The sequence below is a fragment of the Mycobacterium sp. 236(2023) genome, from assembly GCF_029623955.1.
Lineage (GTDB): Bacteria > Actinomycetota > Actinomycetes > Mycobacteriales > Mycobacteriaceae > Mycobacterium.
The window spans coordinates 74,178-98,594 of record NZ_JARSBP010000008.1; the positions used below are offsets into that span (position 1 = coordinate 74,178).

Below are 24,417 nucleotides of genomic sequence, written 5' to 3' on the forward strand. Positions count from 1 at the left end.
TTTGCTGTTGAATTGCTGACTCCGCGTTGGCTTCACGACGCCGCAGAGTATTTAACGTTCGACTGGCAAATTGATGATTGCCGGCTCCATGGCCGGCGGCGGAGGCGACCATGACAATGGTTGAGACAAAACTGACTTCGCCTTGCCTTCACCACCAATTCCCTTCAGTCGAGTTCAGAACTGTGTGGAGCGCATGACAGGACTCTCGGAACGATTTGCTGTTCAGGCATGCGGATCTTCGACCGAAGAAGCCGGCCTTGGGGGTGCAGCGAACACCGTCGGTGCCGATGTCCGCAGAGCGATGCTGCGCCACATGATCGTCACGCGCGCGGTCGACGACGAGGCGGTGCGGCTTCAGAACCAAGGCGCCGTCGACCTGTGGCTGTCGTGTCGCGGACAGGAAGCCGCACAGGTCGCCTCGGCGTTGGCCATCGGTGAGCAAGCCCTGATCTTTCCGAGTTACCGGGAGCACGCCGTCGCCGTGGCGCGCGGCATCGACGGCGTCGAGCTGGTCTCCCAGTGGGCGGGCCGCACCTTCTGCGGCTGGAAACCCCGTGAGCGCCGGTTCTTTCCCTACACCCTCGTCGTCGGCGCACAAACCCTGCACGCGGTGGGCTACGCGATCGGACGCCGGCTCCGGGACGCCCCTGAACCCGTCGCCGTCTACTTCGGCGACGGCGCGACCAGCGAGGGCGACGTGTCCGAGGCGATGAACCTCGCCGCCGTCGAATCCGCGCCGGTGCTGTTCGTCTGCCAGAACAACGGGTGGGCGATCTCGAAACCCAGCCGCGATCAGATGCGCACCAGCATCGCCGCGCGTGCCACCGGATTCGGCATCACATCCTGGTCGGTCGACGCCACCGACCCCGACAGCACGTACCTGAACTGCGTCGAAGCGTGGCGTCACGTCGAGGACACCGCATCGCCGGCGCTCATCGAACTGCGCACGACACGCACAGCGGGACACAGCAGTTCGGATGCCCACACGCTCTACCGCGACCGCGACGAGATCGCTGAGGCTGCAGCCAACGACCAGGTGGCGCACTATCGAGAGATGTTGCGAAGTGAAGGACTGGTCGATGAGGCGTGGCTGCACCGCGCCGACGCCGAGGGCCACGCCGCCGGAGCGCGCCTCGTGGAGGCGCTCGCACGATGACCATCACCCGCGCCGCCAGCCTGGCGGACTCGATCAACGGTGCACTGCACCGGCTCATGGACGACGACGACGCCGTCGTGCTGATCGGACAGGACATCGGCGCACTCGGTGGCGTCTTCCGGGTCACCCGCGGGCTACAGGAACGCTTTGGGCGCAACCGCGTTCGCGACGCTGTGCTCGCCGAGTCGTCCATCGTCGGGCAGGCCATCGGCATGGCGATGAGCGGTCTCAAGCCGGTCTGCGAGATCCAGTTCGAGGGCTTCGTCTATCCCGCGATGAACCAGATCGTCACGCAGGCCGCCCGAATCCCGGCACGCTGGGGCGGCGACATGCCGTTGCATCTGGTCATCCGCATCCCCGTGGGCGGCGGGATCCGGGCCGTCGAACATCACAGCGAATCGAACGAAGCGCTGTTCGCCCACTCGGCCGGGCTGCACGTCGCGTACCCGTCGAGCCCTGACGACGCGGCCGACATGCTGCACTACGCCGTCAATCTGGGCACACCGGTGGTGTTCTTCGAACCCAAGCGGCTCTACTGGAATCGCCGGCTCCAGTCCCGCGATGCGGCCGCGGAGTCGCCCGAGGGGGCGCGGATCGTGCGTGCCGGCGGCCAGCATCCTGACGTCACCGTCGCCGGATACGGTGCGATGCTCGACGACGTTCTGCGCGCCGCACAGACATTGGAAGGATCCCTGGACGTCGAGGTCGTCGATCTGCGCTGGATCGCTCCGATGGACATCGACACCGTGGTGGCCTCCGTCGCTCGGTCCGGACGATTGCTCGTCGTCCACGAAGCCGTCGAATTCTGCGGTGTGGGGGCAGAACTCGTGGCCGCTGTGACCGAACGCGCGTGGGACACGCTACGGACGCCGCCCCGCCGGCTGGCACCGCAGCGCAGAACCTACCCGCCGGCCCATTTCGAGAAGGACTACCTGATCGATGTCGCCGACATCGTCAGTGCGATCGAGGGGATGTGCCGGTGAGCGACAGCGTCGACATACTCGTGCCCGATTTCGGTCACGGGTTGACGGAGGCGCTGGTCGTCGAATGGCTTGTTGCAGTGGGGGACACAGTCGAGCGCGGCGACGTGGTCGCCGTCCTCGAGACCGACAAGAGCAGTGTCGACTTGTTGGCCGAGAAACCGGGCACGGTGACCGAGATCGTCGTCGCCGCCCGGTCCATCACGACTTCCGGTTCCGTGCTGTACAAGCTCGACGAGTGACGTGAAAGGGCAAGAGGATGCCAACCATCGATGAACGAATGAACCCCATCGTGCTGAAGTTCGTGCGGCGCAGGGTCCCCGAAGCGGAGGTCATCGACTTCGACAGGGAGATCTGGGACCTGGACCTCGACTCGCTCGACATCGCCGAGATGGTGGAGGTGCTCGAGCAGGAGTTCAGCGTGAACGCCGACCTGGAGAAGGTCGACGACTGCACGAGCCCCGCACAGATCAAGGACTACTTCCGGGCGTTGATCGGGACCGAATGAGCGCAGGGATCGTCGATATCTCCACGGCGACAACCGGAGAGCACGTCGCCAACTCGTTCTTCGATTCGATCGGCCTGACCGACGAATGGATCCGCAGGCGCACCGGAGTCGGTGCGCGGTGGTGGATGGATGATTCCGACGAGCTCGACGACGTCGCCGCCCGCGTCGTGGCGTCCCTCGTGGAACGGCACCGTGACCGCGTCACGTTCACCGCGCTGATCGTCGTCAGCAGCTCCGCGGGTGGCGCGGTACCCGGGATCGCGCAGAGCGTCGCGACGAAGGCCGGCCTGCCACAGAACGTGCTGGCGTTCGACATGAGCGCGGCCTGTAGCGGTTTCGTCTACGGGCTGATCAACGGGCTGTCGCTGTGCGAGTCGGGAGACGGCGGCGCGGTGATCGTGTGCTGCGTCGAGGCGATGTCACGGATGCTCGACAAGACCGACCGCAACACGGGGCCGCTCTTCGGGGACGGCGCGGCGGCCATCGTGATCGAACCCCGTCCGGAGTTCCGGAAGCACCAGTGGCATGCAGGGTGTGACGGCGAGGGCGCCGACCTGATGCGCGGCCGGCTCGGCGAAGGCATCCAGCTCGACGGAATCCGCGTCTACCACCGGGCCGTCCGCATGATGTCCGAGACCGTGAATCGCCTGCTGGACAACGACATCAAGCCGTCGATCCTGATCGGCCACCAGGCCAACTCCCGCATCCTCGAACGCCTGAAGGACCTCGACATCGGCGAAGCCGTGTTCGTCGACCGTGTCGAGAACTTCGGCAACACCTCATCGGCGTCGATACCGCTGGCCCTCGGCGAATGTGTCGCCGAGAAGTCCATCCCACTGTCCGGCCGGGGGATGTTCGTCGCCTACGGCTCGGGCGAGGCGTGGGGCGGCGTGACCGTCGACTACGACCTGACAGACACCGACCTGACAGCGACCGCCCATGTCGGATAGTCCGCAGACCGTCCTCGTCACGGGTGCTTCGCGCGGTATCGGTGCGGCCGTTGCGCTTCGGCTCGCCGGGCCCGGGCGCCACATCATCGTGAACTGTCGCGAAAAGGCGCGGCGCGCCGACGAAATCGCCGACCAGATCAGGGAAGCCGGTGGGTCCGCGACCGTCGCGCAGACCGATTTGTGCGACGAGTCGGCCGTCGCGGCGATGCTCGCGGATCTGGGCCGGCTGGATGTGTTGGTGCTCAACGCCTCCGGCGGCATGGAGCGAGGCGCCGACGACGGATATGCGATGCGCATCAACCGCGATGCCCAGGTGGCGTTGGCACGCAAAGCGCTTGAGGTGATGCCGCCCGGAGGACGGATCGTCTTCGTGACGAGCCACCAGGCGCATTTTCACGACACCCGGCCGGTACCGCCGGAGTATGCGGCGGTGGCGGCCAGCAAGCACGCGGGGGAACGCGCCCTGCGGGGGATGCGCGCGGTGCTGGAGCGCAACGGTGTGGAGCTGGTCGTCGTGTCGGGCGACATGATCGAGGGCACCTTCGTGGTGCGTCTGCTCGACCGGGCCAACCCTGACGCTGTGGCGCAACGACGGGCGGCGGGCCCGCTGCCGACGGTCGAGGAGTTCGCGGAGGCGATCGCGAACGCAGTGACGGACCCCGACGTGGACGGCCGGACGGTGTACGTCGGCGGAATCGATTTTCTCTCCGTCGGAAGATAAAGAAAAGCCCCGGCGTCGGGTGCCGGGGCATTTCTTCTGGCGGTGGCGGAGGGATTTGAACCCTCGGACGGGGGTTACCCGTCACACGCTTTCGAGGCGTGCTCCTTAGGCCGCTCGGACACGCCACCGTGTGGCAGCTTACCGATGGACGCGGCGTGGACCAAAACGCCGCCGAGCGTGAGAGGTCTAGCGGTGGCGGGCGAAGAACTCCTCCAGCGGGGCCGCGCACTCGGCTTCCAACACTCCCCCGCGCACCTGCGGCCGGTGCGTCAGCCGGCGATCGCGCACCACGTCCCACAGCGAGCCGACTGCCCCCGTCTTCGGCTCCCACGCCCCGAAGACCACCCGCGCGACACGCGCCATCACTAGCGCACCCGCGCACATCGTGCACGGCTCGACCGTCACCGCCAGTGTCGCCCCTTCCAACCGCCAGCCGTCGCCGTTGACCAGCGCCGCAGCGCGCAAGGCCAGGATCTCCGCGTGCGCCGTCGGATCGCCGAGCTCCTCGCGCGCATTCGCGGCACGGGCCAGCTCAGTGCCATCGGCGGCAACCACCACCGCACCGATCGGCACGTCGCGCGATCCGGCCTGAAGAGCCGCATCGAGAGCCGAACGAATCAGGGCCTCGTCGGTCACCTATTGAGACGCTCGAGAACCGCCGACAACTCGTCGGCGAACCCCATCTCGCGCGCGATCCGGCCGACCTGCTCGTCGGCGTAGAGGTCGTCGCTCTCGTCGAGGATCACGCCGAGCACCGCCTCGGGCAGCCCGATGTCGGACAGCACGCCCAGGTCGCCCTCTTCGAACGGATCACAGCGTTCCAGCTCGTCGTCGTCGATGTCGGAATCGAGCTTCTCCAATACCTCGGCCGCGATGTCGTAGTCCAGAGCCGCGGTGGCATCCGACAGCAGCAACCGCGTCCCGGACGGGGCGGGGCGCACGATCACGAAGAATTCGTCATCGATGTCGAGGATCCCGAAAACTGCCCCGGCACTGCGTAATTCACGCAACTCGGTCTCGGCCGCGGCCAGGCTCGTGCGAGCCGCCTTTTGCATCGCAGTGCATCGCCACTTGCCGTCCTCCCGGACGACTGCCACGCCGAAGCCGTCCGGAACGTCGGTCGCCCGCTCCTGCTTCTGTGCACTCTGCGCTCCCATGCCCGCAACGGTAGTCCCCTACCAGGGCCTTTACCAGCGCGTCCGTACCCTGGGCACGTGACGAAGACACCGGTGTGTGTGCTCGGCCTCGGCCTGATCGGCGGATCCCTGATGCGGGCCGCCAAGGCCGCCGGACGCGAGGTGTTCGGCTACAACCGGTCCGTCGAGGGAGTCGAAGCGGCCCGGTTCGACGGGTTCGACGCCACCACGCATCTCGACGAGACGCTGACCAGGGCCGCGGAAACCGGCGCGCTGATCGTCCTCGCGGTGCCGATGCCGGCGCTGCCCCAGATGCTGCGCCATGTTCGCGACATCGCCCCGACCTGCCCGCTGACCGACGTCACCAGCGTCAAGAGCGCCGTGCAGACCGAGGTGCGACATGCGGGCCTGCTCGACCGTTTCGTCGGCGGACATCCGATGACGGGCACCGCCCACTCCGGCTGGGCCGCGGGCAACCAGCACCTGTTCGAGAACACGCCATGGGTGATCAGCGTCGACGATCACGTCGACTCTGACGTGTGGACCCACGTGATGGACCTCGCGCTCGACTGCGGCGCCTTCGTCGTGCCCGCGCGGTCCGATGAGCACGACGCCGCGGCGGCGACGATCTCCCATCTGCCGCACCTGCTCGCCGAGGCGCTGGCAGCGACCGCCGGGGAGATCCCGCTGGCGTTCGCCCTGGCGGCCGGATCGTTCCGCGACGGCACCCGTGTCGCCGGCACCGCACCCGACCTGGTGCGAGCGATGTGCGAGGCCAACGCCGGGCAGCTGCTTCCGGTGCTCGACCACACGCTGAAACTGCTCACCGACGCCCGCAATCACCTGGCCCACGACCAACCGGTGGCCGACCTGGTCGAGACGGGGCACGCGGCGCGGATCCGCTACGACAGCTTCAGCCGACCGCAGATCGTCACCACCGTCATCGGCGCCGACGGCTGGCGCGACGAACTCGCCGCCGCGGGGCGCGCCGGCGGCGTGATCAGATCCGCTCTGCCAACCCGGGGTAGTCGATGATGAAGCCGTCCGCATCGACCGAGATCGTCGTATCGGCGACGGGCGAGCTGAGCGTGATGCCGTCCTCGGTGGCGGTGTAGCCGATGTTCTCGACGACGACCGACAGGTCGGGCACCCGAACGTAGACGACCGGCACGGTCACCGATTCGCCGCTGCCGGGCAGGACGCCGGTGCGGCGGATCGGCAGCGTGTTGAAGAACGGGCTGAAGACCATGTCCACGTCGAGTGCGCCGTCGAACGCCGACCGGCTGGTCTGGCCCGAGTGTTCCTGGACCATCCACATGTTCTCCTCGTCGCGCGCGATCGAGAGCTGGCGCTCCCGTTCGGCGAGCGTGACGGTCAAGGACAACCGCTTCGTCGCGCCACTCTCATCGGTGACCAAGTCATATGAGGCGCTGAACGCAGGATGTGCAGACGTGGCGGCGGCAACGACCCGACCGTAGGCCTTGATGCGTTTGCCCGAGAGCTGGACACGGACCGACTCCATCCGCGGCTCGTCGTGAGCTCTCCACGTCAGCACCGAGCGGTCGACTTCACTCATGGCTCTACCGTAGACGGCGGCTCGCCGCGTTCGTGGCCGGACGGGGAACGGGCGCCGGAACGTGACTCGAGCGCAACCTCGTCGGAGAGAAACGGTTGCGGCATTCGGCGCAGCCTGCCAGTTCCAGGCACCGACAGCCACACGGCGAATGCCAATGCCGCGTCGAGGATCAGGGCCAGCGCCGTCACCATCAGCGCGCCCACCAAGGCGAGGTAGAACTCCCGCACCTTGATGCCGTCGATCAGATAGCGGCCCAGCCCGCCGAGGCTCGCGTATGCGGCGACGGTTGCGGTCGCGACGATCTGCAACGTCGCGGTACGCAATCCCCCGAGGATCAACGGCATCGCGTTGGGCGTCTCGACGCGCAGCAGGATCCGGGTCTCCGTCATGCCCATCGACCTGGCGGCGTCGACCACCGCGCGGTCGACGTTCGCGATTCCCGAGTACGTGCCCGCCAGCAGCGGCGGGATGCCCAGCAGCATCAGCGCGACGGTCGGCGGGATGAGACCCAGCCCCCACAGCAGCACCCCGAGCAGCAGCACCCCGAGGGTGGGCAGGGCGCGCAGCGCGTTGACCCCGGTGACGACGAGGAATGTGCCACGACCGGTATGCCCGATCAGCATGCCGAGCGGGATCGCGATCAGGGCCGAGAAGAACACCGCGATGACGGTGTACTGCAGGTGTTCGAGGATGCGTGCGGTCAGCCCGGCCGGACCACCCCAGTTGGCCGCGGTGAAGATGAAGGTGAGCGCCTCGTTCAGGAAGTTCATGTCGCAGCCCCGGCCTTGGCGTCGGACCGCGAGGCTCTGGTCCAAGGGGTGAGTGCTTTGCCCGCCACCATGATCAGTGTGTCGATGATGATCGCGAGCACGAAGATCGCGACGATGCCCGCGATGATCTGGTCACTCTTGTTGGCCTGATACCCCTCGGTGAACCACGTGCCGAGGCCTCCGATGCCGATGACCGAACCGACGGCGACCATCGAGATGTTGGTGACGGCAACGACGCGCAGGCTCGCAATGAGCACCGGAAGCGCCAACGGGAGTTCGATTTTCAGCATTCGGGTGAGCGGTTTGTAGCCGACCGCGGTGGCGGCGTCGAGCACGGCGGGCGACACCGCGTCGAGCGCCTCGGGCACCGCGCGAACCAGCAGGGCCACCGTGTACAGCGTCAGCGCGACGATGACGTTGGCTTCGTCGAGGATTCGCGTCGGGATGATCAGCGGCAGCACCACGAACAACGCCAGCGACGGGATAGTGAAGATGATGCTCGCCGTCACCGTCGTCATCCGGCGCAGCACCGTGGTGCGTTGCACGAGCGCACCCAGCGGGACGGCGATCAACAGCCCCAGCACGATCGGAATCAGCGACAGCCGAAGGTGAATCAGCGTCAGTGTCCACAGATCGTCGAGGTGCGTGAAGAGATAGCGCATGACGCTCTACCCCAACTCCGGGATCTGCCGCTGCTTCTGCAGCAGTTCCAGGACATCCGGTGCCCGCACGCCGCCGATCAAGTGCCCGTCGTCGTCGACCGCGACGCCCAGGCCCGTCGGCGAGGACAGCGCGGCGTCGAGCGCCTGCCGCAGCGTGCCGTCCGGCCGGAAGAACGAGCCGCCACCGACGGTGCAGTCGTACAGTGAGTTGCCTTTTCGATGCAGCGCAACGCCTTCGGCGTTCATCCAGGCATACGGCGTCTTGTCGGCCTTGGTGACCAGCACCCAGTCCTGCGGCCCCAGATCGAGTGCGTCGATATCGGCCTCGGCTGCGTTCGGGACGTCGTGCAGCGGTAGCCCGGTGGCGTGAAAGAACTGCAGACCGCGATAACCGCGGTCGGCGCCGACAAACGCGGAGACGAGTTCGTTTGCAGGGTTGGACAACACGAACTGCGGATCGGCGTACTGCTGCAGGACCCCACCACGGCCGAAGACGGCGACCTTGTCACCGAGCTTGACGGCCTCGTCGATGTCGTGGGTGACGAAGACGATCGTCTTGCGCAATTCACTTTGCAGACGCAGGATCTCGGCCTGCAGATCCTCACGCACCACCGGGTCGACGGCACTGAACGGTTCATCCATCAACAGGATCGGCGGGTCAGCTGCCAGGGCCCTGGCCACCCCGACGCGCTGCTGCTGACCACCCGAGAGCTGCGCCGGATACCGGTCGGCGAGCTTGGGATCCAGTCCGACGCGTTCGAGCACCTCGAGCGCGGATTTGCGTGCGCTGCGCCGCGATTCGCCCTTCAGCACCGGCACGGTCGCGACATTGTCGACGACGCGCAGATGCGGCATCAGTCCCGCGCTCTGGATCACATAACCGATTCCGAGCCGCAACTTGACGGCATCGACCTTCGTGACGTCCTTGCCGTCGACGGTGAGCGTTCCCGAGGTCGGGTCGATCATCCGGTTGATCATTCGCATCGACGTCGTCTTGCCGCAGCCCGAAGGCCCCACGAACACCGCAAGCGTCCCCTCCGGAACCTCCAGCGTCAGATCGTCGACCGCGACGGTGCCGTCGGGATACTTCTTGGTGACGTTCTCGAACGTGATCATCTATTTCCCGATCGGCTGATTGAAACCGTTGTCGGCGATCCACTTCTCCGCCGCCTCGTCAGGGTCGATGCCCTGGTTGCCCTCCACCGACGTGTTCAGGTCGATCAGAGCCTCGGTCGTCAATTTCGCACTGACCGCGTCGAGCACCGTCTTCAGTTCGTTCGACATCTTCTGTGAAGCAACCAACGGCACCACGTTGGCCGCGAGGAAGACGTTCTCCGGATCGTCGAGCACCACCAGCTTGCTCTGCTCGATGGCCGGCGACGTGCTGAAGATGTTGGCCGCCGTGACCGTCCCGCCGGTGAGCGCCTGCACGGTCGCCGGGCCGCCGCCGTCGCTGATCGCGACGAAGTTGGCGGGCGCGATGTCGAGGCCGTACTTCTCCTTCAGCCCGACCAGTCCCGTCTGCCGCGTCTGAAACTCCGACGGCCCACCAACTTTCACTTCCGGTGAGTGCGTGGCGAGATCGGCGATGGACTTGAGGTTCCAGCGCTGCGCGGTCTGTTCGGACACCGCCAGGGTGTCCTTGTCCTCGGCGGGTGACGGATACAGGATCGACAGATCCCCGGGCAGCGCCTTGAACAGCGCGAGCAGCACGGTGTCCGGCGTGGTCGCCGTGCTCTTCGCGTCGAAGTACTGCAACAGGTTGCCCGTATACTCAGGGATCAGGTCGATCGAATGATCCTGCACCGCCGGGATGTACGTCTCACGGCTGCCGATACCGAACTGCCGCGTGATCGAGAATCCGTTGGCCTCCAGCGCCTGGGCGTAGATCTCGGCGATGATCTTCGATTCGGTGAAGTCGGCTGACCCCACCTTGATCGTTTTCAGATCACCGGAGATCTCGCCGCCGCCGAGCGGATTCGAGCTGCCACAGGCTGCCAGAAATGTGGCGATCAGCGCGAAGAACGCCGTGACGGCCATGCGCTTTCGTTGTCGGGACCAGTTCATTCGAACGTCCTTTCAGTTCCGCCGACCATACGTCACGAGCGTTTCGGTTTCATTCGAAGAGTTAAAGGGCAAAGATGGACCCATGACCAGCGATCCGTTCGCGACGCCCGACCCGCCGGCTTTCGACGCGCCCGGCACTCCCCCCTCGGGCACACCGCCGCCACCCCCCGAGTCAGCGGTCAAATTCACTAAGGCGGCAGCACTATGGGGCTCGCTGGCCCTGGGATTCGTCGTCCTCGTCGTGCTGCTGATCTTCATCGCACAGAACACGGCGTCCACCCCACTGCGATTCCTCGGCTGGGAGTGGTCGCTGCCCTTGGGCGTCGGCATCCTGTTCGCCGCGGTGGCCGGCGGATTGCTCACCTTCGCCGTCGGCGCCGTGCGCATTTTCCAACTGCGACGGGCTGCGAAGAAGAACCTCAAAGCCGGCCTGTAGCGGCTCACCTGATCGAGACCAGCTGATCTATCGAGTCCCGGGGCAGATCGCCGTCGACGGTCGCCGTGACGACCATGTTGTTCACCGTGATGGCGCCCTTGTGATTATCCAGCCACGCCGTATCCGCGGCGTCGCGGCCGGTCGCGATGCGGACCATCGACTGGCGCGGCGCCAAGCACGTCGCGTCGACGACCCGCCACTGCCCCTCGACAAATGCTTCAGCGACGGCGTGGAAGTCCATCGGCTGGCATCCGGGGGCGTACACCGACACGAGCCGCGCCGGGACGTTGACCGCGCGCAGCAGCGCGATGACGAGGTGGGCGTAGTCGCGGCACACGCCCGACCCTGCCAATAGCGTGTCGGCGGCTCCGTCGATCGGATCACTGGACCCCGGCACGTAACTCAGCCTGGCGCCCACCCATGACGACACCTTCTCCAGCAGCGCGACGGAATCGGCGACGTCGCCGAATTCGGTCGCCGCGAAGCCGAAGAACTTGTCCGCCTCGGCGTACCGGCTGGGCCGTAGATAGGTGGACAGATCGAGGTCGTTCAGCGGCGCCGGTTCGGCCTGCCCGAGGACTGTCGCCGCATAGGTGACCTTGAGGTTGCCGACGGGAGCCTCGAACTTGTGGATGCGGTTACCGTGATCGCCACTGATCTCTTGAATCTCGGTGAGCGGAATCTCCTTGCCGTTCAACACGAACGACAGCGATTCGGTGACCTCGGCCCCCGGCTGGGGCGCCACGGCGATCTGGAATTCCAGGGTGGTGGCGTCGGTGATCTCGACATCCAACTCGGCACCGACATCACGTTTCATGGCAGGTTGCTTCTTTCCGAGGCGAGAGAGAAATTTGGTGGGGCGTGTACTGGGCACGCGATTCTCTACCCGCGGGTGACCTGCGGAAAACCTCTAATTCACGACAGTGACGAAAGCCCCGCCGCGACGAACGGTCGGACGGCTTCGTCGACATCGTCGGTGCCCTCGGCGACACCGCCGCCGACGCGGGCTCGGTAGGCGATCCCGGCGGCGATGATCGCGACCTTGAAATAGCCCAGTGCCATGTAGAAGTCCCAATGATCCAGCGGCTTTCCGCTGGCCAGGGCATACCGCTGCGCCAGATCCTCGGTGGGTGGCATCAGGTTGCACGCCCACGCCGCGTCGTCGTGCACGACGTTGAACGTCGGCAGCCGGTACACACACATCAGCGCCGCATCGCTGAGCGGATCACCGAGCGTCGACATCTCCCAGTCGAGCACTGCGGCGACCTTTGTCGGATCGGTGTCGTCGAGAATCGTGTTGTCGATGCGGTAGTCGCCGTGCACGATCGAGCTTCGGGTCTGGTCCGGAACGGACTCGGCGAGGCGCTCGTGCAACTTCTTCACATCGGCATCGCTGGGGTCGTCGTCGCGCTTGACGAGATCCCACTGCGAACCCCAACGGCGCACCTGCCGTTCGAGGTATCCGTTGGCCTTGCCGAAGTCGCCGAGGCCGACAGCGTCCGGGTCCACCTCGTGCAGGTCGGCCAGCACCTGGATGAGGGAGTCGACGCAGGCGCTGATGGCATCCGCGCTGCCGAGCGCCGCGAGCTCGGGGGTGTGCCGGATAACCCGACCGGGGACGCGCTCCACCATCTGGAACGGCGCACCGAGGACGGAGTCGTCGTTGCGCATCGTCACCGCGCGGGCGACGGGCACATTGGTCTCGGCCAGCCCGGCGACCACCTTGTACTCGCGCGCCATGTCGTGGGCCGATGGCGTCAGACCGTGCAGCGGCGGGCGGCGCAGCACCCACTCCGACGCGTCGTCGCCGACCAGGAACGTCAGATTGGAGCGGCCACCGGCGATGAGTTCGGCGCGCAGCTCTCCGCTGCGGGGGACACCGACCTCGCGTAGGTGTCGGTCCAGGGCAGCGAGATCCAATCCTTCGAGCTCAGTCACGGCGTTCTGTCTACCATCGCTGGTTTCTCGGTAGGAGGTCCCATACGTGCTCGGTGCCGTTGACGCTGGCCACGCCCAGCCGTCCGGTGCGCGAGAGCAGCAGACGCGTCACCGAGGCGTAGTCCACGTGGAACGACAGCAGCCGCTTCGTGCCGAGGATCTGATGCAGCAGCCCGTTGATGACGCCGCCGTGGCTGAGCACCACGACCGTGTCGTCGTGGCCCGCGCCGGCGACGACGTCCTGGATGCCCGCATCGATGCGGGCGAGGAACGCCTTCTCGTCGACGGCGCTGGGCAGCTGACCGTTGATCAGCCGCTCCAGTTCCTGCGGGTTCTCCTTCGCGATCTGCTCGATCGGGATGTAATGCGGCAGGTCCCGGTCGTACTCGGCGAGGCGTTCGTCGACCTCGATGGACAGGCCGAGTTTGTCCGCGACGGGCTGCCCCGTCTCGATGGCACGCACCTGCGGGCTGCTCACCATGCGGGTGATCGGGAAGCGGGCCAGCGCGTCGGGCAGCCGCTTCGCCTGCTCGATGCCCTCCTCGGACAGGCTCGGATCGGAGCCCTGGCCGGGCTCGCTCCGCAGCGGTAGCGCATGTCGGACCAGAAGCAATTGCACCGTGACACCATATGGCCCGTGCGCGCATTCGCCTGCCCTGTGTGCCGCTCGTTCACGCCGTTCGAGGCGACTCACTGCCCGAACTGCGGCTCCGAGGTGGGCCTGCACCTGCCGACGATGTCGATGCTGGGGCTTGACGGTTCTGGGGTTCTTGTCGACGGCGACCGCTGGAGCCGGTGCACGCAGCACGCGACACTGGCGTGCAACTGGCTGGTCCCCGAAACGGGTGAGGCCTATCAGCGGGGCCGGTGTCTGGCCGATTCCCTGATCCGTCACGAGCCGGACCCGTCGGACACCCTCGCCCGCGAGAAGTTGGTGCCGACGGCCGCAGCGTTGCGGCGGCTGGTGTTCCAACTCGTCGACATCGGGCTGCCCATCGAACCGTGGTGGCAGGGTGACAGCCCCGGCTTGGCGTTCGACCTGTTGTCGAGTTACAGCTCCGGTGAGAAGGTCACCATCGGGCACGCGAACGGCGTGATCACGATCGATCTGGTCGAGTCGCTCGACGCCTACCGCGAGTCGCTGCGGGTGAAACTCGGGGAACCGTACCGCACGATGCTCGGCCACTTCCGGCACGAGGTCGGCCACTACTACCAGAACGTGTTGGTGGAGAACGGGTCCGGCGCGCAACGCTATCTCCCCGAATGCCGCGACCTGTTCGGTGACGAGCGGGCCGGTTACTCCGACGCCATCGACCGGCACTATAGATTCGGCGCCCCGGCCGGCTGGGAGTCCGGCTTCATCTCGGAATACGCCACGATGCACCCGTGGGAGGACTTCGCCGAGTGCTTCGCCCACTATCTCCACATCACCGACACCATCGACACCAGCCGTGAGGCCGGCATGGTGCTCCGCGCCGACAAGGTGCGGTTCGAGGCACCTGGTGACGTCGAGCCGCTGGCTTCCTACGACCACATGCCGATCGAGCGACTGCTCGATGACTGGAAGCCGATCGCCCGGTTCTTCAACCGGGTGAACACATCGATGGGCAAGAATCCGTTGTACCCGTTCACGATTCCACCGCCAGTGGTGGCCAAACTCGGTTTCGTCCACCGTGTCATCCGGGAGGCCCACGCATGAGTTATGCCGACGAGCTCTTCGACCTGACCGACCGCGTCGTGCTGATCACCGGCGGCAGTCGTGGGCTGGGCCGTGAGATGGCCTTCGCGGCCGCGCGTTGCGGCGCCGATGTCGTCATCGCGAGCCGCAAGTACGAGACGTGCGTGTCTGTGGCAGAAGAGATCACGGCCGAAACCGGACGGGCCGCGTTCCCGTACCAGGTGCACGTCGGCCGGTGGGACGAACTCGACGGCCTCGTCGCCGCGGTCTACGAGCGCTTCGGCCGGGTCGACGTCCTGGTCAACAACGCCGGCATGTCACCGCTCTACGAATCGCTTTCGACGGTTACCGAGAAGCTGTTCGATTCGGTGGTGAACCTGAATCTCAAAGGGCCGTTTCGGTTGTCGGCGCTGATCGGTGAGCGCATGGTCGCCGACGGTGGCGGCTCCATCGTCAACGTCAGCTCCAGCGGCTCGATCAGACCCGCGCCCGACATGTTGCCGTATGCCGCGGCGAAGGCGGGGCTCAATGCGATGACAGAAGGCATGGCCAAAGCATTCGGGCCGACGGTGCGGGTGAACACGTTGATGGCGGGGCCCTACCTGACCGACATCAGCAAGGCGTGGGACCTCACCGAGGCGAGCAACCCGTTCCGTTCGCTGCCGCTGCAGCGCGCAGGCGAGCCTCGCGAGATCATCGGCGCCGCACTGTTTCTCATGTCAGATGCATCGAGCTTCACGACGGGGTCGATCCTGCGGGCCGACGGCGGCGTGTCCTGAGGCCGCTCTCTTCCGCGAGCAGACACAAACTCACATGCAATCGGCGTGAAACAGGTGAGTTTGTGTCTGCTCGCGAGGCTAGGGCGTGATGATGTTGAAGTCCGGGTCCGGCTTGTCCAGCACCGACACCAACGACGTCAACACCTCGGCGTCCCCGGCGATCTCGTATCCCGGCGAATCGCTGTCCCCCGCCGCCAGCGTGAGCAGCCGCAGCTTGGACGCCAGCGTGATCGTGGCCTGGGCCGTCGATTCGTCAGCGTCGACCTTGCGGTACACCAGCACCCCGTTGCGCAGTGACAGCCGGTAGTTCGTCGCGGTGTCGAGGAACGTCACGTCAAACGCGAGGTCGAGATCCCAAGCGCGCGGGCCATTCACACTGATCGCCAGCACGTCGAACATCTGCTCCGGTGAGAGCTGGGAAACCATCGACGGCGACGTCGTCTGCGTCGGGGTACCGAAGTTCCCCTCCCGCAACTCCGTCGCGCCAGCGAGGTAGAAATTGCGCCACGTCGCCGTCTCTGCCCCGTAGGCCAGCTGCTCCAGCGTGTCACCGTACAGCGTCCTGGCCGCGGCATGGTTCTCGTCGGTGAAGATGGCATGGTCGAGAAGGGTTGCTGCCCAGCGGTAGTCGCCTTCGTGGAAGGCGGCCTGCGCGAGTTCGACGACGCGGTCGAGCCCGCCCATCGCGGCGACGTAGCGCGGCCCGATCGCCTCGGGCGGGTGCTGCCACAGCCGGGCCGGGTTGCCGTCGAACCACCCCATGTAGCGCTGATAAACGGCTTTCACGTTGTGGCTGACCGAGCCGTAATAGCCCCGCGCATGCCAGGCGTTCTCCAGCGTCGGCGGCATCGCGAACGTCTCAGCGATCTCGATCCCGGTGAAACCCTGGTTGAGCTGCCTCAGCGTCTGATCGTGCAGATACGCATACAGATCCCTTTGTAGCGAAAGGAATTCGACGATCTGCTCCTTCCCCCACGTCGGCCAGTGGTGCGAGGCGAACACCACATCGGCGCGGTCGGCGAACGTGTCGATCGCCTCGGTGAGGTAGCCGGCCCAGCCGTGCGGATCACGCACCAGCGCACCGCGCAGCGTCAGCAGGTTGTGCAGATTGTGCGTCGCGTTCTCCGCCATGCACAGCGCACGGAACTGCGGGAAGTAGAAGTGCATCTCGGCGGGGGCCTCGGTGCCCGGCGCCATCTGGAACTCGATCTCGACGCCGTCGATGGTGTGCGTCTCGCCCGTCTCACGGATGTCGATGGTCGGCACGATGATCGCCACCTCGCCCAGCGACGGGGTCTGGCCCAGCCCGCAGCCCACCTGGCCCTGCGGGCCGCGTTCGAGTACTGCGCCGTACATGTAGGCCGCGCGGCGGGTCATCGCCGTTCCGGCGTAGACGTTCTCCTGCACCGCATGGGCGGTAAAGCCTTCGGGAGCAAGCACCGCGACCTTGCCCGCGTCGACGTCGGCCTGCGACGTCACGCCGAGGACGCCACCGAAGTGGTCGACGTGGCTGTGTGTGTAAATGACCGCGGTGACAGGACGGTTGCCGCGATGCTCGCGGTACAGCGCGAGGGCAGCGGCGGCGGTCTCGGTCGACACCAGCGGGTCGATGACGATGATGCCGGTGTCGCCCTCGATGAACGAGATGTTGGACAAGTCGAAGCCGCGCACCTGGTAAATACCCTTCACGACCTCGTAGAGGCCCTGCTTGGCAGCCAGCGTCGACTGCCGCCACAAGCTCGGGTGCACCGTCGTCGGGGCGTCACCGTCGAGGAACGAATAGACGTCGTTGTCCCACACCACCCGACCGTCGGCGGCCTTGATGACGCACGGACTCTGCGCGGCGATGAAGCCGCGGTCTGCGTCGGCGAAATCTTGGGTGTCATCGAACGGAAGGGAGCCGAGGTGCTGGCGATGCGCGGCTTCGATCGTCGCGCTGGGAGGCTTGCTGTCCATATCGCGAAGCCTGCCACGTCCGGCGCGGCCGCGGTGTTGACTGGCGCAATGCTGACCAACGAAAGTGGGGGCACTCGCAGAGTTGTCACCGGCCACGATGCGTCCGGAAAAGCCGTGTTCGCCAGCGATGAGACGGTCGAACCGCGCAGGCCGGTGCTGCTGCCCGGTTCGGAATTCACGATGCTGTGGGGTGGTGACGAAACACCGCACTTTCCCGACGACGGCTCGATGCCGAACTGGCGCACCTACTTTCCGCCCGTCGGCGGGTTCCGGTTCTCGATGTTCACCCTGCCGCCGGGCACCGCGACCGCACGGACGGACGACCTCACCACCGAGGAGGCGATCGCCGACGGCGAGGAGAAGCTGCCAGGGCTGCTGGCGTACATGGAACTCGACGATCCTGGCATGCACACCACCGACACCATCGACTTCGAGGTGGTGCTGGAAGGCAGCGTGATCCTCGAACTCGACGATGGCGCCGAGGTGACGCTGCACCCCGGGGACACCGTGGTGCAGAACGGAACTCGGCACCGGTGGCGTAACCCCGGCGATGTCCCGGCGCGGCTCGCGCTGTTCGTGTGCGGCGCCGAGCACGGCAAGGTCACTCGTCCCGGCTGAGGTACTGCTGAGCGCGACCTGCGGCGGGCGAAATTGGTGCACGGACCCCCTTCCGACGGCCCATAGAGTGCTTGCCGTGGAGGGTTCGGTCGAGGTCGTGGTGTCGGAACTGCACGCGGCAGCCGAGCGGCTGCGCGACGCCGGACAACGGCTGCAGGACGGGCTGTCCAGCGTGGACCTGGAGACGCGGCAGCTGCTCGGTTCGGGTTGGCAAGGTGGCGCGGCCTCGGCGTACGCGCCCGCGTGGGACCAGTGGCACACCGGAGCCGGCCAGGTCGTGCGCGGCCTGCAGACCATGGCGGACCTGCTGAAGCTCTCGGGCAAGGAGTACGCCAAAACCGACCAGCAGTCCGGCGACGCGCTCAACGCGACGATGCAGACCGGCGGCGGAGACGCGCCCGCCGGGGGCGGTGGCGGCGGTGGCGGGACTCCGGTTGCGCCGGCCTCCGAGCCGCTGACCGGGTTGGCCCAGATGATGAACCTCGAGCAGCTGGGATCGGTCGCGGAGTCCGCGCAATCGGCTCCGCAGCAGCTGGGCGGCTTCCTTCAGCAGGGCGCCGAGATGGCCGGTGGATTCGTCGAGCAGGTGTCGTCGATGGTCGAGGGGGCCGCGGCCGGCGGGGACGCTCAAGGCGAGGAGCCTCCGACCCCCGAACCGCAGTCCGACATGGATCGCGATACGAAGCAGAGGGACGAGCGATGAGCGGCCTGGTGGTCGACTTCGATGGGCTGCGCGCCGCGATCACGCACATGGAGGAGTTCGGTCGCGAGGTCACCGAATGCCTAGACGACATCTCGCACACGATGACGATGCTGCGCGGCTCGTGGGAGGGCGCCGCGTCGGATGCGCAGACGCAGGCCCAGAAGCAGTGGGAGACCGGCGCCGAGCAGATGAAGGAAGCGCTCACCGCCCTGCAGAAGGTCGCCGACACCGCGCACAAGAACTACACCGACGCCGTCGCCAAGAACGGTCAGATGTGGCAGGCATGACCATCGGGGGGCCACGGGGTGCGGATCGAGGTTGACCCGGAGGCGCTGATCGCCGCGGGTCAGCAGACCGGTGCGATCGGCGCGCAACTGGCTCAGCTCTCCGATGCGCTGGGCGCGGCGCTCGGCAGCGGCATCTCCTCGGGCATGGATCCGGCGGGGATGAACTTCGGCCTGAAGTACGGCCATCAGGCCGGCGAGTTCACCTCAGCGGTGGCCGACGCGGCCAACGCCTTCGCGTCGGTGGGCCGGCTGTTGCAGGCCACCGGCCACAACTACCGCAACGCCGATGCTGCCGCGACGATCGGCGGTCCGGGTCCCTCGGGCGGCCTCGGCACCGAGCCCGGCAAGGCGTTGCCCGCGCACGTGCCCGCCGGCCCCAACGGCGTCACCGTCCCGCCGCCCGACAAGTGGTATCTCGTCCAACCGTTTCTGCAGGTGCTGCCGGGGATCGGCTTCTTCACCGGGGCTGCGATGACCTGGCCGTCGGGCAACGCCTCGATCATGGGCGTGACCGCGGCGCAGTGGCGCAACTTCGCCACCGGGTTCGCGCTGATCGAGCCGCAGATGAGCGGGATCAAGAGTGTCGTCGGTGCTCAGCAGATCCCCGAGGGCGCGGCGATGAAGACCGCGCTGGAAAGCCTGGGCACCGCGATCTCGTCACTCGCCGAGGTGTCGAACTCTGTCGCACAGTCGATTACGGACTTCGCCTCGGGCGTGCAGGCAACCCAGGACGCGATCCGACGGATACTCGACCGACTCTCGCTCGACGGCCTGTGGGACACCGTCAAGGGAATCTTCACCGGTGAGGCCGACGACATCCTGCGCGAAGTCGCCCACGATGTCAGCGCGGTGTTGAACAACTTTCAGCAGCAGGTGAAGGGCATCGTCGGCTTGCTCGACGAACTCACCGCCATGATCGGCGACGCCGCGACCGCCTTCCAGAAGTGGATCCGCCCGATCCTGGTGGAGAATTTCGGCGAAGGTGTGGGCAACCGACTCGCCGACGCGGTGACGTTGTACACCGACATTCAGGTGGGCGCGGTCACCGGGTTGATCGGCACCGTGTCCGGGGTCGTGGCGATGGCCGACCCGGACACGTGGAAGGGCATGGCCGAGATGGCCCTGTCGGTGGCCAAGGACCCGTCGACACTGCCCGGGGTGCTCGCCAACATGGGCAAGGAGTTCGTCGCCTGGGACAAATGGTCCGGCGATCATCCCGGCCGGGCCGCGGGCGAGGCGGCGTTCAACATCGGCTCGCTGTTCGTGCCCGGCGGTGCGCTGTCGAAGACGGGCAGCGTCGCCAAAGGCCTGAACCTCAGCCGGCACGTACTCGAAGAGGGGCGGCTGCCCAGGCTCGGCGAGCTGGGCAGCTGGACCCGCGGCGCGCCCAATACCATTGAGGCGCCGCATGTTCCGGAGTTCAATCCCGGAAGCGCGGGCGGTGTGCCGCCGCTACGGCCCGAGGGAATTCCCGGCGGCGCAGGCCCCGGTACGCCGGGGACGGGTGCGGCACCCAGCGGGTCGACGCCGTCCGGTGGTAGCCCATCCGGCGGGGGTCCGCGTCCTGGTGAGCCGTCGGCTCCGGCGGCTCGGCCGTCCGGTTCCGGCGCGGAGGGTGGCGCCGGACCGCGAGCGCCGGTCGACGCGGGTGGAGGCGCCTCATCGGGTCCGGCGGCGTCGCCGAATGGGGCGTCGGGCGGGTCGACGTCGCCCGAGGCATCAGGCGGAGGCGGTGGGGCGGAAGCGAGCCCGCACAGTGGCGGGTTCGCAGATGCCGGCGGAACCCACGATTCGGGAGATCCGGGGGCTCAGTCCAACGGCAGCGAGCCGTCCCCCGGTGACCATCACCACACACCGCCTGGCGACGACGGTCCGCGCGACGAGCAAGCGCGGGTCTACTCGATGATGGATGGCAGCGAACACACCACGCAGTTCGCGCCGGAACAACTCCTCGACAACCATCGGATAGACGATGCCCTCGCAGCACACGGGGTGAGTAAGAGCGAACTCGTAGACCTGATCAACACCCCGACTGATGCCTTGACTGCGGACCAACGTCATTTGTTGACAGCTGTTCGCGATGCATTGCCTGCGCCGACTGTGGATACCGCCATGCAGAAGGTCATCCCACCCGGATTCTTCGATTCCGAAGGCAACTTTGTCCGTAGCCGAGCTGACGACTACATCGCGGAGCCGCCAGCGATGACGCCTGACCGTGTCGGTGGTGCGGTGACTGTCGCCGGCGATACTGCGCATCTGTCATCGCCAATGGCAATCCACGACGGCCTACGTCTCGATTACACCGACTCTCCCTTCACGTCACACGATCCTGGGACGCACGTGATCCGCTTCCAGGCAGATCCGGAGTTCGACTGGTCCTACGACGTACCGAGGAACTCCGACATGGGGGGCGACGGCAGGTTCGACTCTTGGGATGATCCGTTCACCGGCAACGGATTCACCAAGGCCGGTGACGACGCAATCCCGGAGTACGTCGGCCGAGACATAACGATGCGTGACGGAGCTGAGATGTGGGAGGTACTCGAAAGTGGTACTCAGAGGCTGGCGGCTGTGCTCCAGGGGGGCAAGTGGATACCTCAAGGACAGCCGTGATTGACGTGCCGGTCTCCGGTCCTGTTGCCGTGTACCGCGGTCAGCGGGTGCCGATCGTGTTCAGCGGTCAAGAATGGGTAGCGCTACGCAGTGACCCCAGCGCAGTCCCGGACGGCTTCGAATCCGGGACGTCGCCGGTCGGCCAGGGTCATTCGAAACCATGGGTGAAGGTCTCTCGATCTTGCATTGATGACATCGTGCTGATTCGGGTGACCGGAACGATCCGTGGTCATGAGGTGGCGGTCAGTCAGAGAATGCCTGACGGGCGCGTGAGGGTCACTTTCATCGGACCGCCCGCCGTGGCTGGCGAACTGGGCCTGGATGGTGATCAATACATGGGATGGAGTGGATTGTTCGAGCCGGAAGACTTTGACAGCATCCAGGTGGAAGAGACGCGACGTGCCTGACCGATTGATTCTGCAGAAGCTGCTCAACTCTGCCCTCGCAACGGCCATCGTCGATACTGGCGACGACCAAGTCGGCGGTTACGTGGCGGATGCCACGGCAGTTGCCAATTTACGCACACCACAACAACTTCTGGCCGCCTATGGCGTCGAAGGCGCACCGCAGTTCGTCGACGTCGTGAGGTTCGAGCAGCCGCGTCTAGCGTCGTTACGGCCACCCGACGACGCAGCACGCCCCTGGCCGACCTTTCCGAACGGCTTCCTTTATGGCGACTCCCTCGCTCGGGTCTGGAGTATGAGCCGCACCCGATACTCCTATGGATCTGAATACTGGCGACTTCGATCCGACGGCGAACAGAAGGTCCTCTCGCGTTATGAAGGCATCGCCCGAGGCTGGCTCAACGCGAAGCAATGGCGCCCGCCCAGCCCGATGGTCGGCACACTGGCCCGGTGGCGCGGCAACGAGTACTTTGCCGACATTGTTTCCGACACTGTCCATCTGACAGCGATCACCGCCGACGGCCCGACGGGGTTTCAGCCGGTCCGTGCCAATGTCTGGTCAGCGAGCATCCCACTTGCCGAAACCGAAATCTTCGAGCGCATCTACACCGCGGAGCTCGACGGTGTGCCAGTCCGCATCCTAAGGACATCGGGCAGAACGGCCGAAATACTGCTTCTCACCGATGATCCTGATCACGCGCAGCGGATCGGCGCCGGCTTGATCGAACCCGGTGTCTACGAAATCGTCGTGGATACAGGGCGGCTCAGCAATGTACGCGGAATTGAGAATCAGTGGACGCCTGGGTGAGTGGAAAAGGGGGCGCATCGTGCCGGTAGCAGGGCTGATCCAGTTCCTTGGCTCCGCGCTGGCCGATCATGATCTCAGAGTTGAAGGAGTCCGGTGTCGAAGGCGCGGATTCGCCGAATACAACCCGGAGTTTCGCGTATTGATTACGTCCCGCCGGCACGGGTCGATAGCGTCGAACAACTCGCGACCGCTGCGCCGACTCCCGAGCCGCAGACGGGGTTGGCTCAGACGATGAACCTCGATGGAGTGGTGCTTAAGCGACACGGTTCCTTCTCGGCCATGGAGATCGAATTCCTCACAGAGGTCGCGCCGCACTACGGTTACCGGCGATTCGGGAATTCTTGGGTGAAGGAATAGGCATGCAAGACCAAGACTCTGCACATACAGGTTTTGCGACAAAGGTTCAGGCCATCGTCGCTCCGTCTATCGCGCCACGCGGTTTGTCCACGAGCAAGTTCAAGACTTCGATGAAGGCGGACGTCGTGGAACGGCTCTGTTCTTTGTTAACAACGCATGCAAGTTGCAGATCTATTGGTCCGCGCGTGAGCGCGAGATCAACTGCATGGTGGCCCCGTTAAGAGCACGCAACGTCCATGGTTTGTATGACAAGTCGGGGATGTGGCACTACCTCAACGACTTCGTTCCAACGCCGGACATTCCCCTTGAGGAACTGGTTAGACAGCTACGAGCGGAACGCGCCAACTTCGAGACTCAGGAGAAACGGCTGACGTGGATCACAGCACGCATCGATCAATTTTATGATTCAGCTCTCGCAGGCATCCGCGGGTCTACCTCATCTGACGGCCATAAGAACTAAGTAGAGAGCTCGTGTTCCGTATGTCCTTCGGTCAAAATCAGGCCCAATCTGATCGGGCCCAGCGCATGGGCGGGAAAGAAAGCAGCAGCGATGTGCCCGAGCCCTATTCGGGCACCGCATCGCGTTGGTACTTCTGGCAGGCCATCTACTTATGGGCGCACAATCGCCAGCCCGGAAGCGAGACGCGAGCTCCGAAGAAGTGGGAGACGGAGGCCGAAGTTTTCTGGGGCGCGCGCCCGCCAGAGATGGCAGACGATTCGACTCTCTCGTTCGCGCACCCGTCAGGGGAATTCATGTATTACCTGAGCGAAGAATCTGACGTTTATCATCTCGCTGTCGAAGAACGGCGCGTGCGGAAAAGCTATTGGATGTTTCGACTCCTCGCAGACGCGCAGAAGTACATCGACTGCACGCTGAGCGACGCCACCCAATCTATTCGACAGACCGATCGGCTTTGGCGGCGATGGACCGAACTCGGGCTCAATTCACGTGTTACTTTGACGTATCCAGATGTCAATCAGTACCCCGGCCGCGTTTCATTGACCGTTGATCGCGAACCTACGGACAGGGGTTGGATGGGCAAAAGCGACGCCGTCCCTTTCTCACACGCCATAATCTTGTCGACCGCTGAACTCGAAGGCGTTCTATCTTCACAGTTTCCGGGCGAAGCACTCGACGTCGCGGCAAGACAAGCGGGGTTCCCGCGACGTTAGAGTGCAACCTCAGCGAGATGATGCGATGGGGGACAATGGTTTTCACCTAAGGCAGCCGATACACGTGGGCACGCTGGGCGCTGGCGGTCCAGAAGATTGTTGCGCCCGAGTGATCGGGGCTTGTGAAGGTCGCCAGAGCTG

Annotated in this window: 28 protein-coding genes and 1 tRNA gene; 17 read left to right on the top strand and 12 right to left on the bottom strand. The window is 65.7% G+C overall.

Annotated features, from left to right (window positions below):
- Positions 1-313 precede the first annotated feature (313 nt).
- The 6 genes from P9A17_RS26990 to P9A17_RS27015 are packed head-to-tail and all read left to right on the top strand — an operon-like array spanning position 314 to position 4,315.
- Complete coding sequence (locus P9A17_RS26990) at positions 314-1,156, top strand: thiamine pyrophosphate-dependent enzyme (protein ID WP_278041841.1); 843 nt, start codon at positions 314-316, stop codon at positions 1,154-1,156.
- Positions 1,153-2,139 (top strand): transketolase C-terminal domain-containing protein, encoded by a 987-nt coding sequence (locus P9A17_RS26995; RefSeq protein WP_278041842.1) that lies wholly within the window; start codon positions 1,153-1,155, stop codon positions 2,137-2,139. The genes P9A17_RS26990 and P9A17_RS26995 overlap by 4 nt, the downstream gene beginning before the upstream one ends.
- A complete protein-coding gene (locus P9A17_RS27000; RefSeq protein WP_278041843.1) occupies positions 2,136-2,378 on the top strand; it encodes a biotin/lipoyl-containing protein in 243 nt (80 codons plus the stop codon). The genes P9A17_RS26995 and P9A17_RS27000 overlap by 4 nt, the downstream gene beginning before the upstream one ends.
- A 17-nt stretch (positions 2,379-2,395) precedes the next feature.
- Positions 2,396-2,644 (top strand): acyl carrier protein, encoded by a 249-nt coding sequence (locus tag P9A17_RS27005; protein ID WP_278041844.1) that lies wholly within the window; start codon positions 2,396-2,398, stop codon positions 2,642-2,644.
- The gene (locus tag P9A17_RS27010) at positions 2,641-3,594 is read left to right on the top strand and encodes a 3-oxoacyl-[acyl-carrier-protein] synthase III C-terminal domain-containing protein (protein ID WP_278041845.1); all 954 of its coding nucleotides are present in this window, start codon (positions 2,641-2,643) and stop codon (positions 3,592-3,594) included. Before P9A17_RS27005 ends, P9A17_RS27010 begins: the two co-directional genes overlap by 4 nt.
- Positions 3,584-4,315, top strand: a complete 732-nt coding sequence (locus P9A17_RS27015; protein WP_278041846.1) for an SDR family oxidoreductase — start codon at positions 3,584-3,586, stop codon at positions 4,313-4,315. The genes P9A17_RS27010 and P9A17_RS27015 overlap by 11 nt, the downstream gene beginning before the upstream one ends.
- 37 nt (positions 4,316-4,352) lie before the next feature.
- Here the strand turns inward: P9A17_RS27015 and P9A17_RS27020 are convergent.
- The 3 genes from P9A17_RS27020 to P9A17_RS27030 form a co-directional block, all read right to left on the bottom strand.
- Positions 4,353-4,443 (bottom strand) — tRNA-Ser (locus P9A17_RS27020).
- Positions 4,444-4,501: 58 nt separating this feature from the next.
- Complete coding sequence (locus P9A17_RS27025) at positions 4,502-4,951, bottom strand: nucleoside deaminase (RefSeq protein WP_278041847.1); 450 nt, start codon at positions 4,949-4,951, stop codon at positions 4,502-4,504.
- Positions 4,948-5,472 (bottom strand): tRNA adenosine deaminase-associated protein, encoded by a 525-nt coding sequence (locus P9A17_RS27030; RefSeq protein ID WP_278041848.1) that lies wholly within the window; start codon positions 5,470-5,472, stop codon positions 4,948-4,950. The genes P9A17_RS27025 and P9A17_RS27030 overlap by 4 nt, the downstream gene beginning before the upstream one ends.
- 72 nt (positions 5,473-5,544) lie before the next feature.
- Here P9A17_RS27030 and P9A17_RS27035 point away from each other — a divergent pair, with 72 nt between their 5' ends.
- The gene (locus tag P9A17_RS27035) at positions 5,545-6,486 is read left to right on the top strand and encodes a prephenate dehydrogenase (RefSeq protein ID WP_278042040.1); all 942 of its coding nucleotides are present in this window, start codon (positions 5,545-5,547) and stop codon (positions 6,484-6,486) included.
- Here P9A17_RS27035 and P9A17_RS27040 read toward each other — a convergent pair.
- From P9A17_RS27040 to P9A17_RS27060, 5 genes are read right to left on the bottom strand one after another with little or no spacing between them, the layout of a single operon-like run.
- Positions 6,452-7,027: a putative glycolipid-binding domain-containing protein gene (locus tag P9A17_RS27040; protein ID WP_278041849.1), complete on the bottom strand. Its 576-nt coding sequence runs from the start codon at positions 7,025-7,027 to the stop codon at positions 6,452-6,454. The two genes, P9A17_RS27035 and P9A17_RS27040, sit on opposite strands and share 35 nt — an antisense overlap.
- Positions 7,024-7,797: an ABC transporter permease gene (locus P9A17_RS27045; protein ID WP_278041850.1), complete on the bottom strand. Its 774-nt coding sequence runs from the start codon at positions 7,795-7,797 to the stop codon at positions 7,024-7,026. The genes P9A17_RS27040 and P9A17_RS27045 overlap by 4 nt, the downstream gene beginning before the upstream one ends.
- Complete coding sequence (locus P9A17_RS27050; protein ID WP_278041851.1) at positions 7,794-8,459, bottom strand: ABC transporter permease; 666 nt, start codon at positions 8,457-8,459, stop codon at positions 7,794-7,796. The genes P9A17_RS27045 and P9A17_RS27050 overlap by 4 nt, the downstream gene beginning before the upstream one ends.
- 6 nt (positions 8,460-8,465) lie before the next feature.
- The gene (locus P9A17_RS27055; protein WP_278041852.1) at positions 8,466-9,575 is read right to left on the bottom strand and encodes an ATP-binding cassette domain-containing protein; all 1,110 of its coding nucleotides are present in this window, start codon (positions 9,573-9,575) and stop codon (positions 8,466-8,468) included.
- Positions 9,576-10,526, bottom strand: a complete 951-nt coding sequence (locus P9A17_RS27060; RefSeq protein WP_278041853.1) for an ABC transporter substrate-binding protein — start codon at positions 10,524-10,526, stop codon at positions 9,576-9,578.
- 82 nt (positions 10,527-10,608) lie between these two features.
- Here P9A17_RS27060 and P9A17_RS27065 point away from each other — a divergent pair, with 82 nt between their 5' ends.
- The gene (locus tag P9A17_RS27065; protein WP_278041854.1) at positions 10,609-10,962 is read left to right on the top strand and encodes a lipopolysaccharide assembly protein LapA domain-containing protein; all 354 of its coding nucleotides are present in this window, start codon (positions 10,609-10,611) and stop codon (positions 10,960-10,962) included.
- A gap of 4 nt (positions 10,963-10,966) precedes the next feature.
- Here P9A17_RS27065 and P9A17_RS27070 read toward each other — a convergent pair whose 3' ends face one another.
- From P9A17_RS27070 to P9A17_RS27080, 3 genes are all read right to left on the bottom strand, one after another.
- The gene (locus P9A17_RS27070; RefSeq protein ID WP_278041855.1) at positions 10,967-11,779 is read right to left on the bottom strand and encodes a transglutaminase family protein; all 813 of its coding nucleotides are present in this window, start codon (positions 11,777-11,779) and stop codon (positions 10,967-10,969) included.
- Between the two features lie 98 nt (positions 11,780-11,877).
- The gene (locus tag P9A17_RS27075) at positions 11,878-12,900 is read right to left on the bottom strand and encodes a phosphotransferase family protein (RefSeq protein WP_278041856.1); all 1,023 of its coding nucleotides are present in this window, start codon (positions 12,898-12,900) and stop codon (positions 11,878-11,880) included.
- A 10-nt stretch (positions 12,901-12,910) separates the two neighbouring features.
- Positions 12,911-13,519: a histidine phosphatase family protein gene (locus P9A17_RS27080; protein ID WP_278041857.1), complete on the bottom strand. Its 609-nt coding sequence runs from the start codon at positions 13,517-13,519 to the stop codon at positions 12,911-12,913.
- A gap of 18 nt (positions 13,520-13,537) precedes the next feature.
- Between P9A17_RS27080 and P9A17_RS27085 the strand changes: the two genes are divergently transcribed.
- Together P9A17_RS27085 and P9A17_RS27090 are read left to right on the top strand one after the other, a co-directional pair.
- Positions 13,538-14,599, top strand: coding sequence for a putative zinc-binding metallopeptidase (locus P9A17_RS27085; protein WP_278041858.1), 1,062 nt, complete (start codon positions 13,538-13,540; stop codon positions 14,597-14,599).
- On the top strand, positions 14,596-15,357 hold the full coding sequence (locus P9A17_RS27090) for an SDR family oxidoreductase (RefSeq protein ID WP_278041859.1): 762 nt from the start codon (positions 14,596-14,598) through the stop codon (positions 15,355-15,357). The genes P9A17_RS27085 and P9A17_RS27090 overlap by 4 nt, the downstream gene beginning before the upstream one ends.
- Positions 15,358-15,435: 78 nt before the next feature.
- Here the strand turns inward: P9A17_RS27090 and P9A17_RS27095 are convergent, their stop codons facing one another.
- Entirely contained in the window at positions 15,436-17,313 is a 1,878-nt protein-coding gene (locus P9A17_RS27095) for an alkyl sulfatase dimerization domain-containing protein (RefSeq protein ID WP_278041860.1), read from the bottom strand.
- 48 nt (positions 17,314-17,361) lie between these two features.
- Between P9A17_RS27095 and P9A17_RS27100 the strand changes: the two genes are divergently transcribed.
- The 7 genes from P9A17_RS27100 to P9A17_RS27130 all read left to right on the top strand — a co-directional run bounded on the left by P9A17_RS27100 (position 17,362) and on the right by P9A17_RS27130 (position 24,276).
- Positions 17,362-17,931: a cupin domain-containing protein gene (locus P9A17_RS27100; RefSeq protein ID WP_278041861.1), complete on the top strand. Its 570-nt coding sequence runs from the start codon at positions 17,362-17,364 to the stop codon at positions 17,929-17,931.
- A gap of 76 nt (positions 17,932-18,007) precedes the next feature.
- Positions 18,008-18,634 (top strand): WXG100 family type VII secretion target, encoded by a 627-nt coding sequence (locus tag P9A17_RS27105; protein WP_278041862.1) that lies wholly within the window; start codon positions 18,008-18,010, stop codon positions 18,632-18,634.
- Positions 18,631-18,921: a WXG100 family type VII secretion target gene (locus P9A17_RS27110; RefSeq protein ID WP_278041863.1), complete on the top strand. Its 291-nt coding sequence runs from the start codon at positions 18,631-18,633 to the stop codon at positions 18,919-18,921. The genes P9A17_RS27105 and P9A17_RS27110 overlap by 4 nt, the downstream gene beginning before the upstream one ends.
- Positions 18,922-18,939: 18 nt before the next feature.
- The gene (locus P9A17_RS27115; protein WP_278041864.1) at positions 18,940-21,534 is read left to right on the top strand and encodes a hypothetical protein; all 2,595 of its coding nucleotides are present in this window, start codon (positions 18,940-18,942) and stop codon (positions 21,532-21,534) included.
- On the top strand, positions 21,531-21,941 hold the full coding sequence (locus tag P9A17_RS27120) for a hypothetical protein (RefSeq protein ID WP_278041865.1): 411 nt from the start codon (positions 21,531-21,533) through the stop codon (positions 21,939-21,941). The genes P9A17_RS27115 and P9A17_RS27120 overlap by 4 nt, the downstream gene beginning before the upstream one ends.
- The gene (locus P9A17_RS27125; protein WP_278041866.1) at positions 21,934-22,746 is read left to right on the top strand and encodes a hypothetical protein; all 813 of its coding nucleotides are present in this window, start codon (positions 21,934-21,936) and stop codon (positions 22,744-22,746) included. Before P9A17_RS27120 ends, P9A17_RS27125 begins: the two co-directional genes overlap by 8 nt.
- A gap of 828 nt (positions 22,747-23,574) precedes the next feature.
- A complete protein-coding gene (locus tag P9A17_RS27130; protein ID WP_278041867.1) occupies positions 23,575-24,276 on the top strand; it encodes a hypothetical protein in 702 nt (233 codons plus the stop codon).
- Positions 24,277-24,417 lie beyond the last annotated feature (141 nt).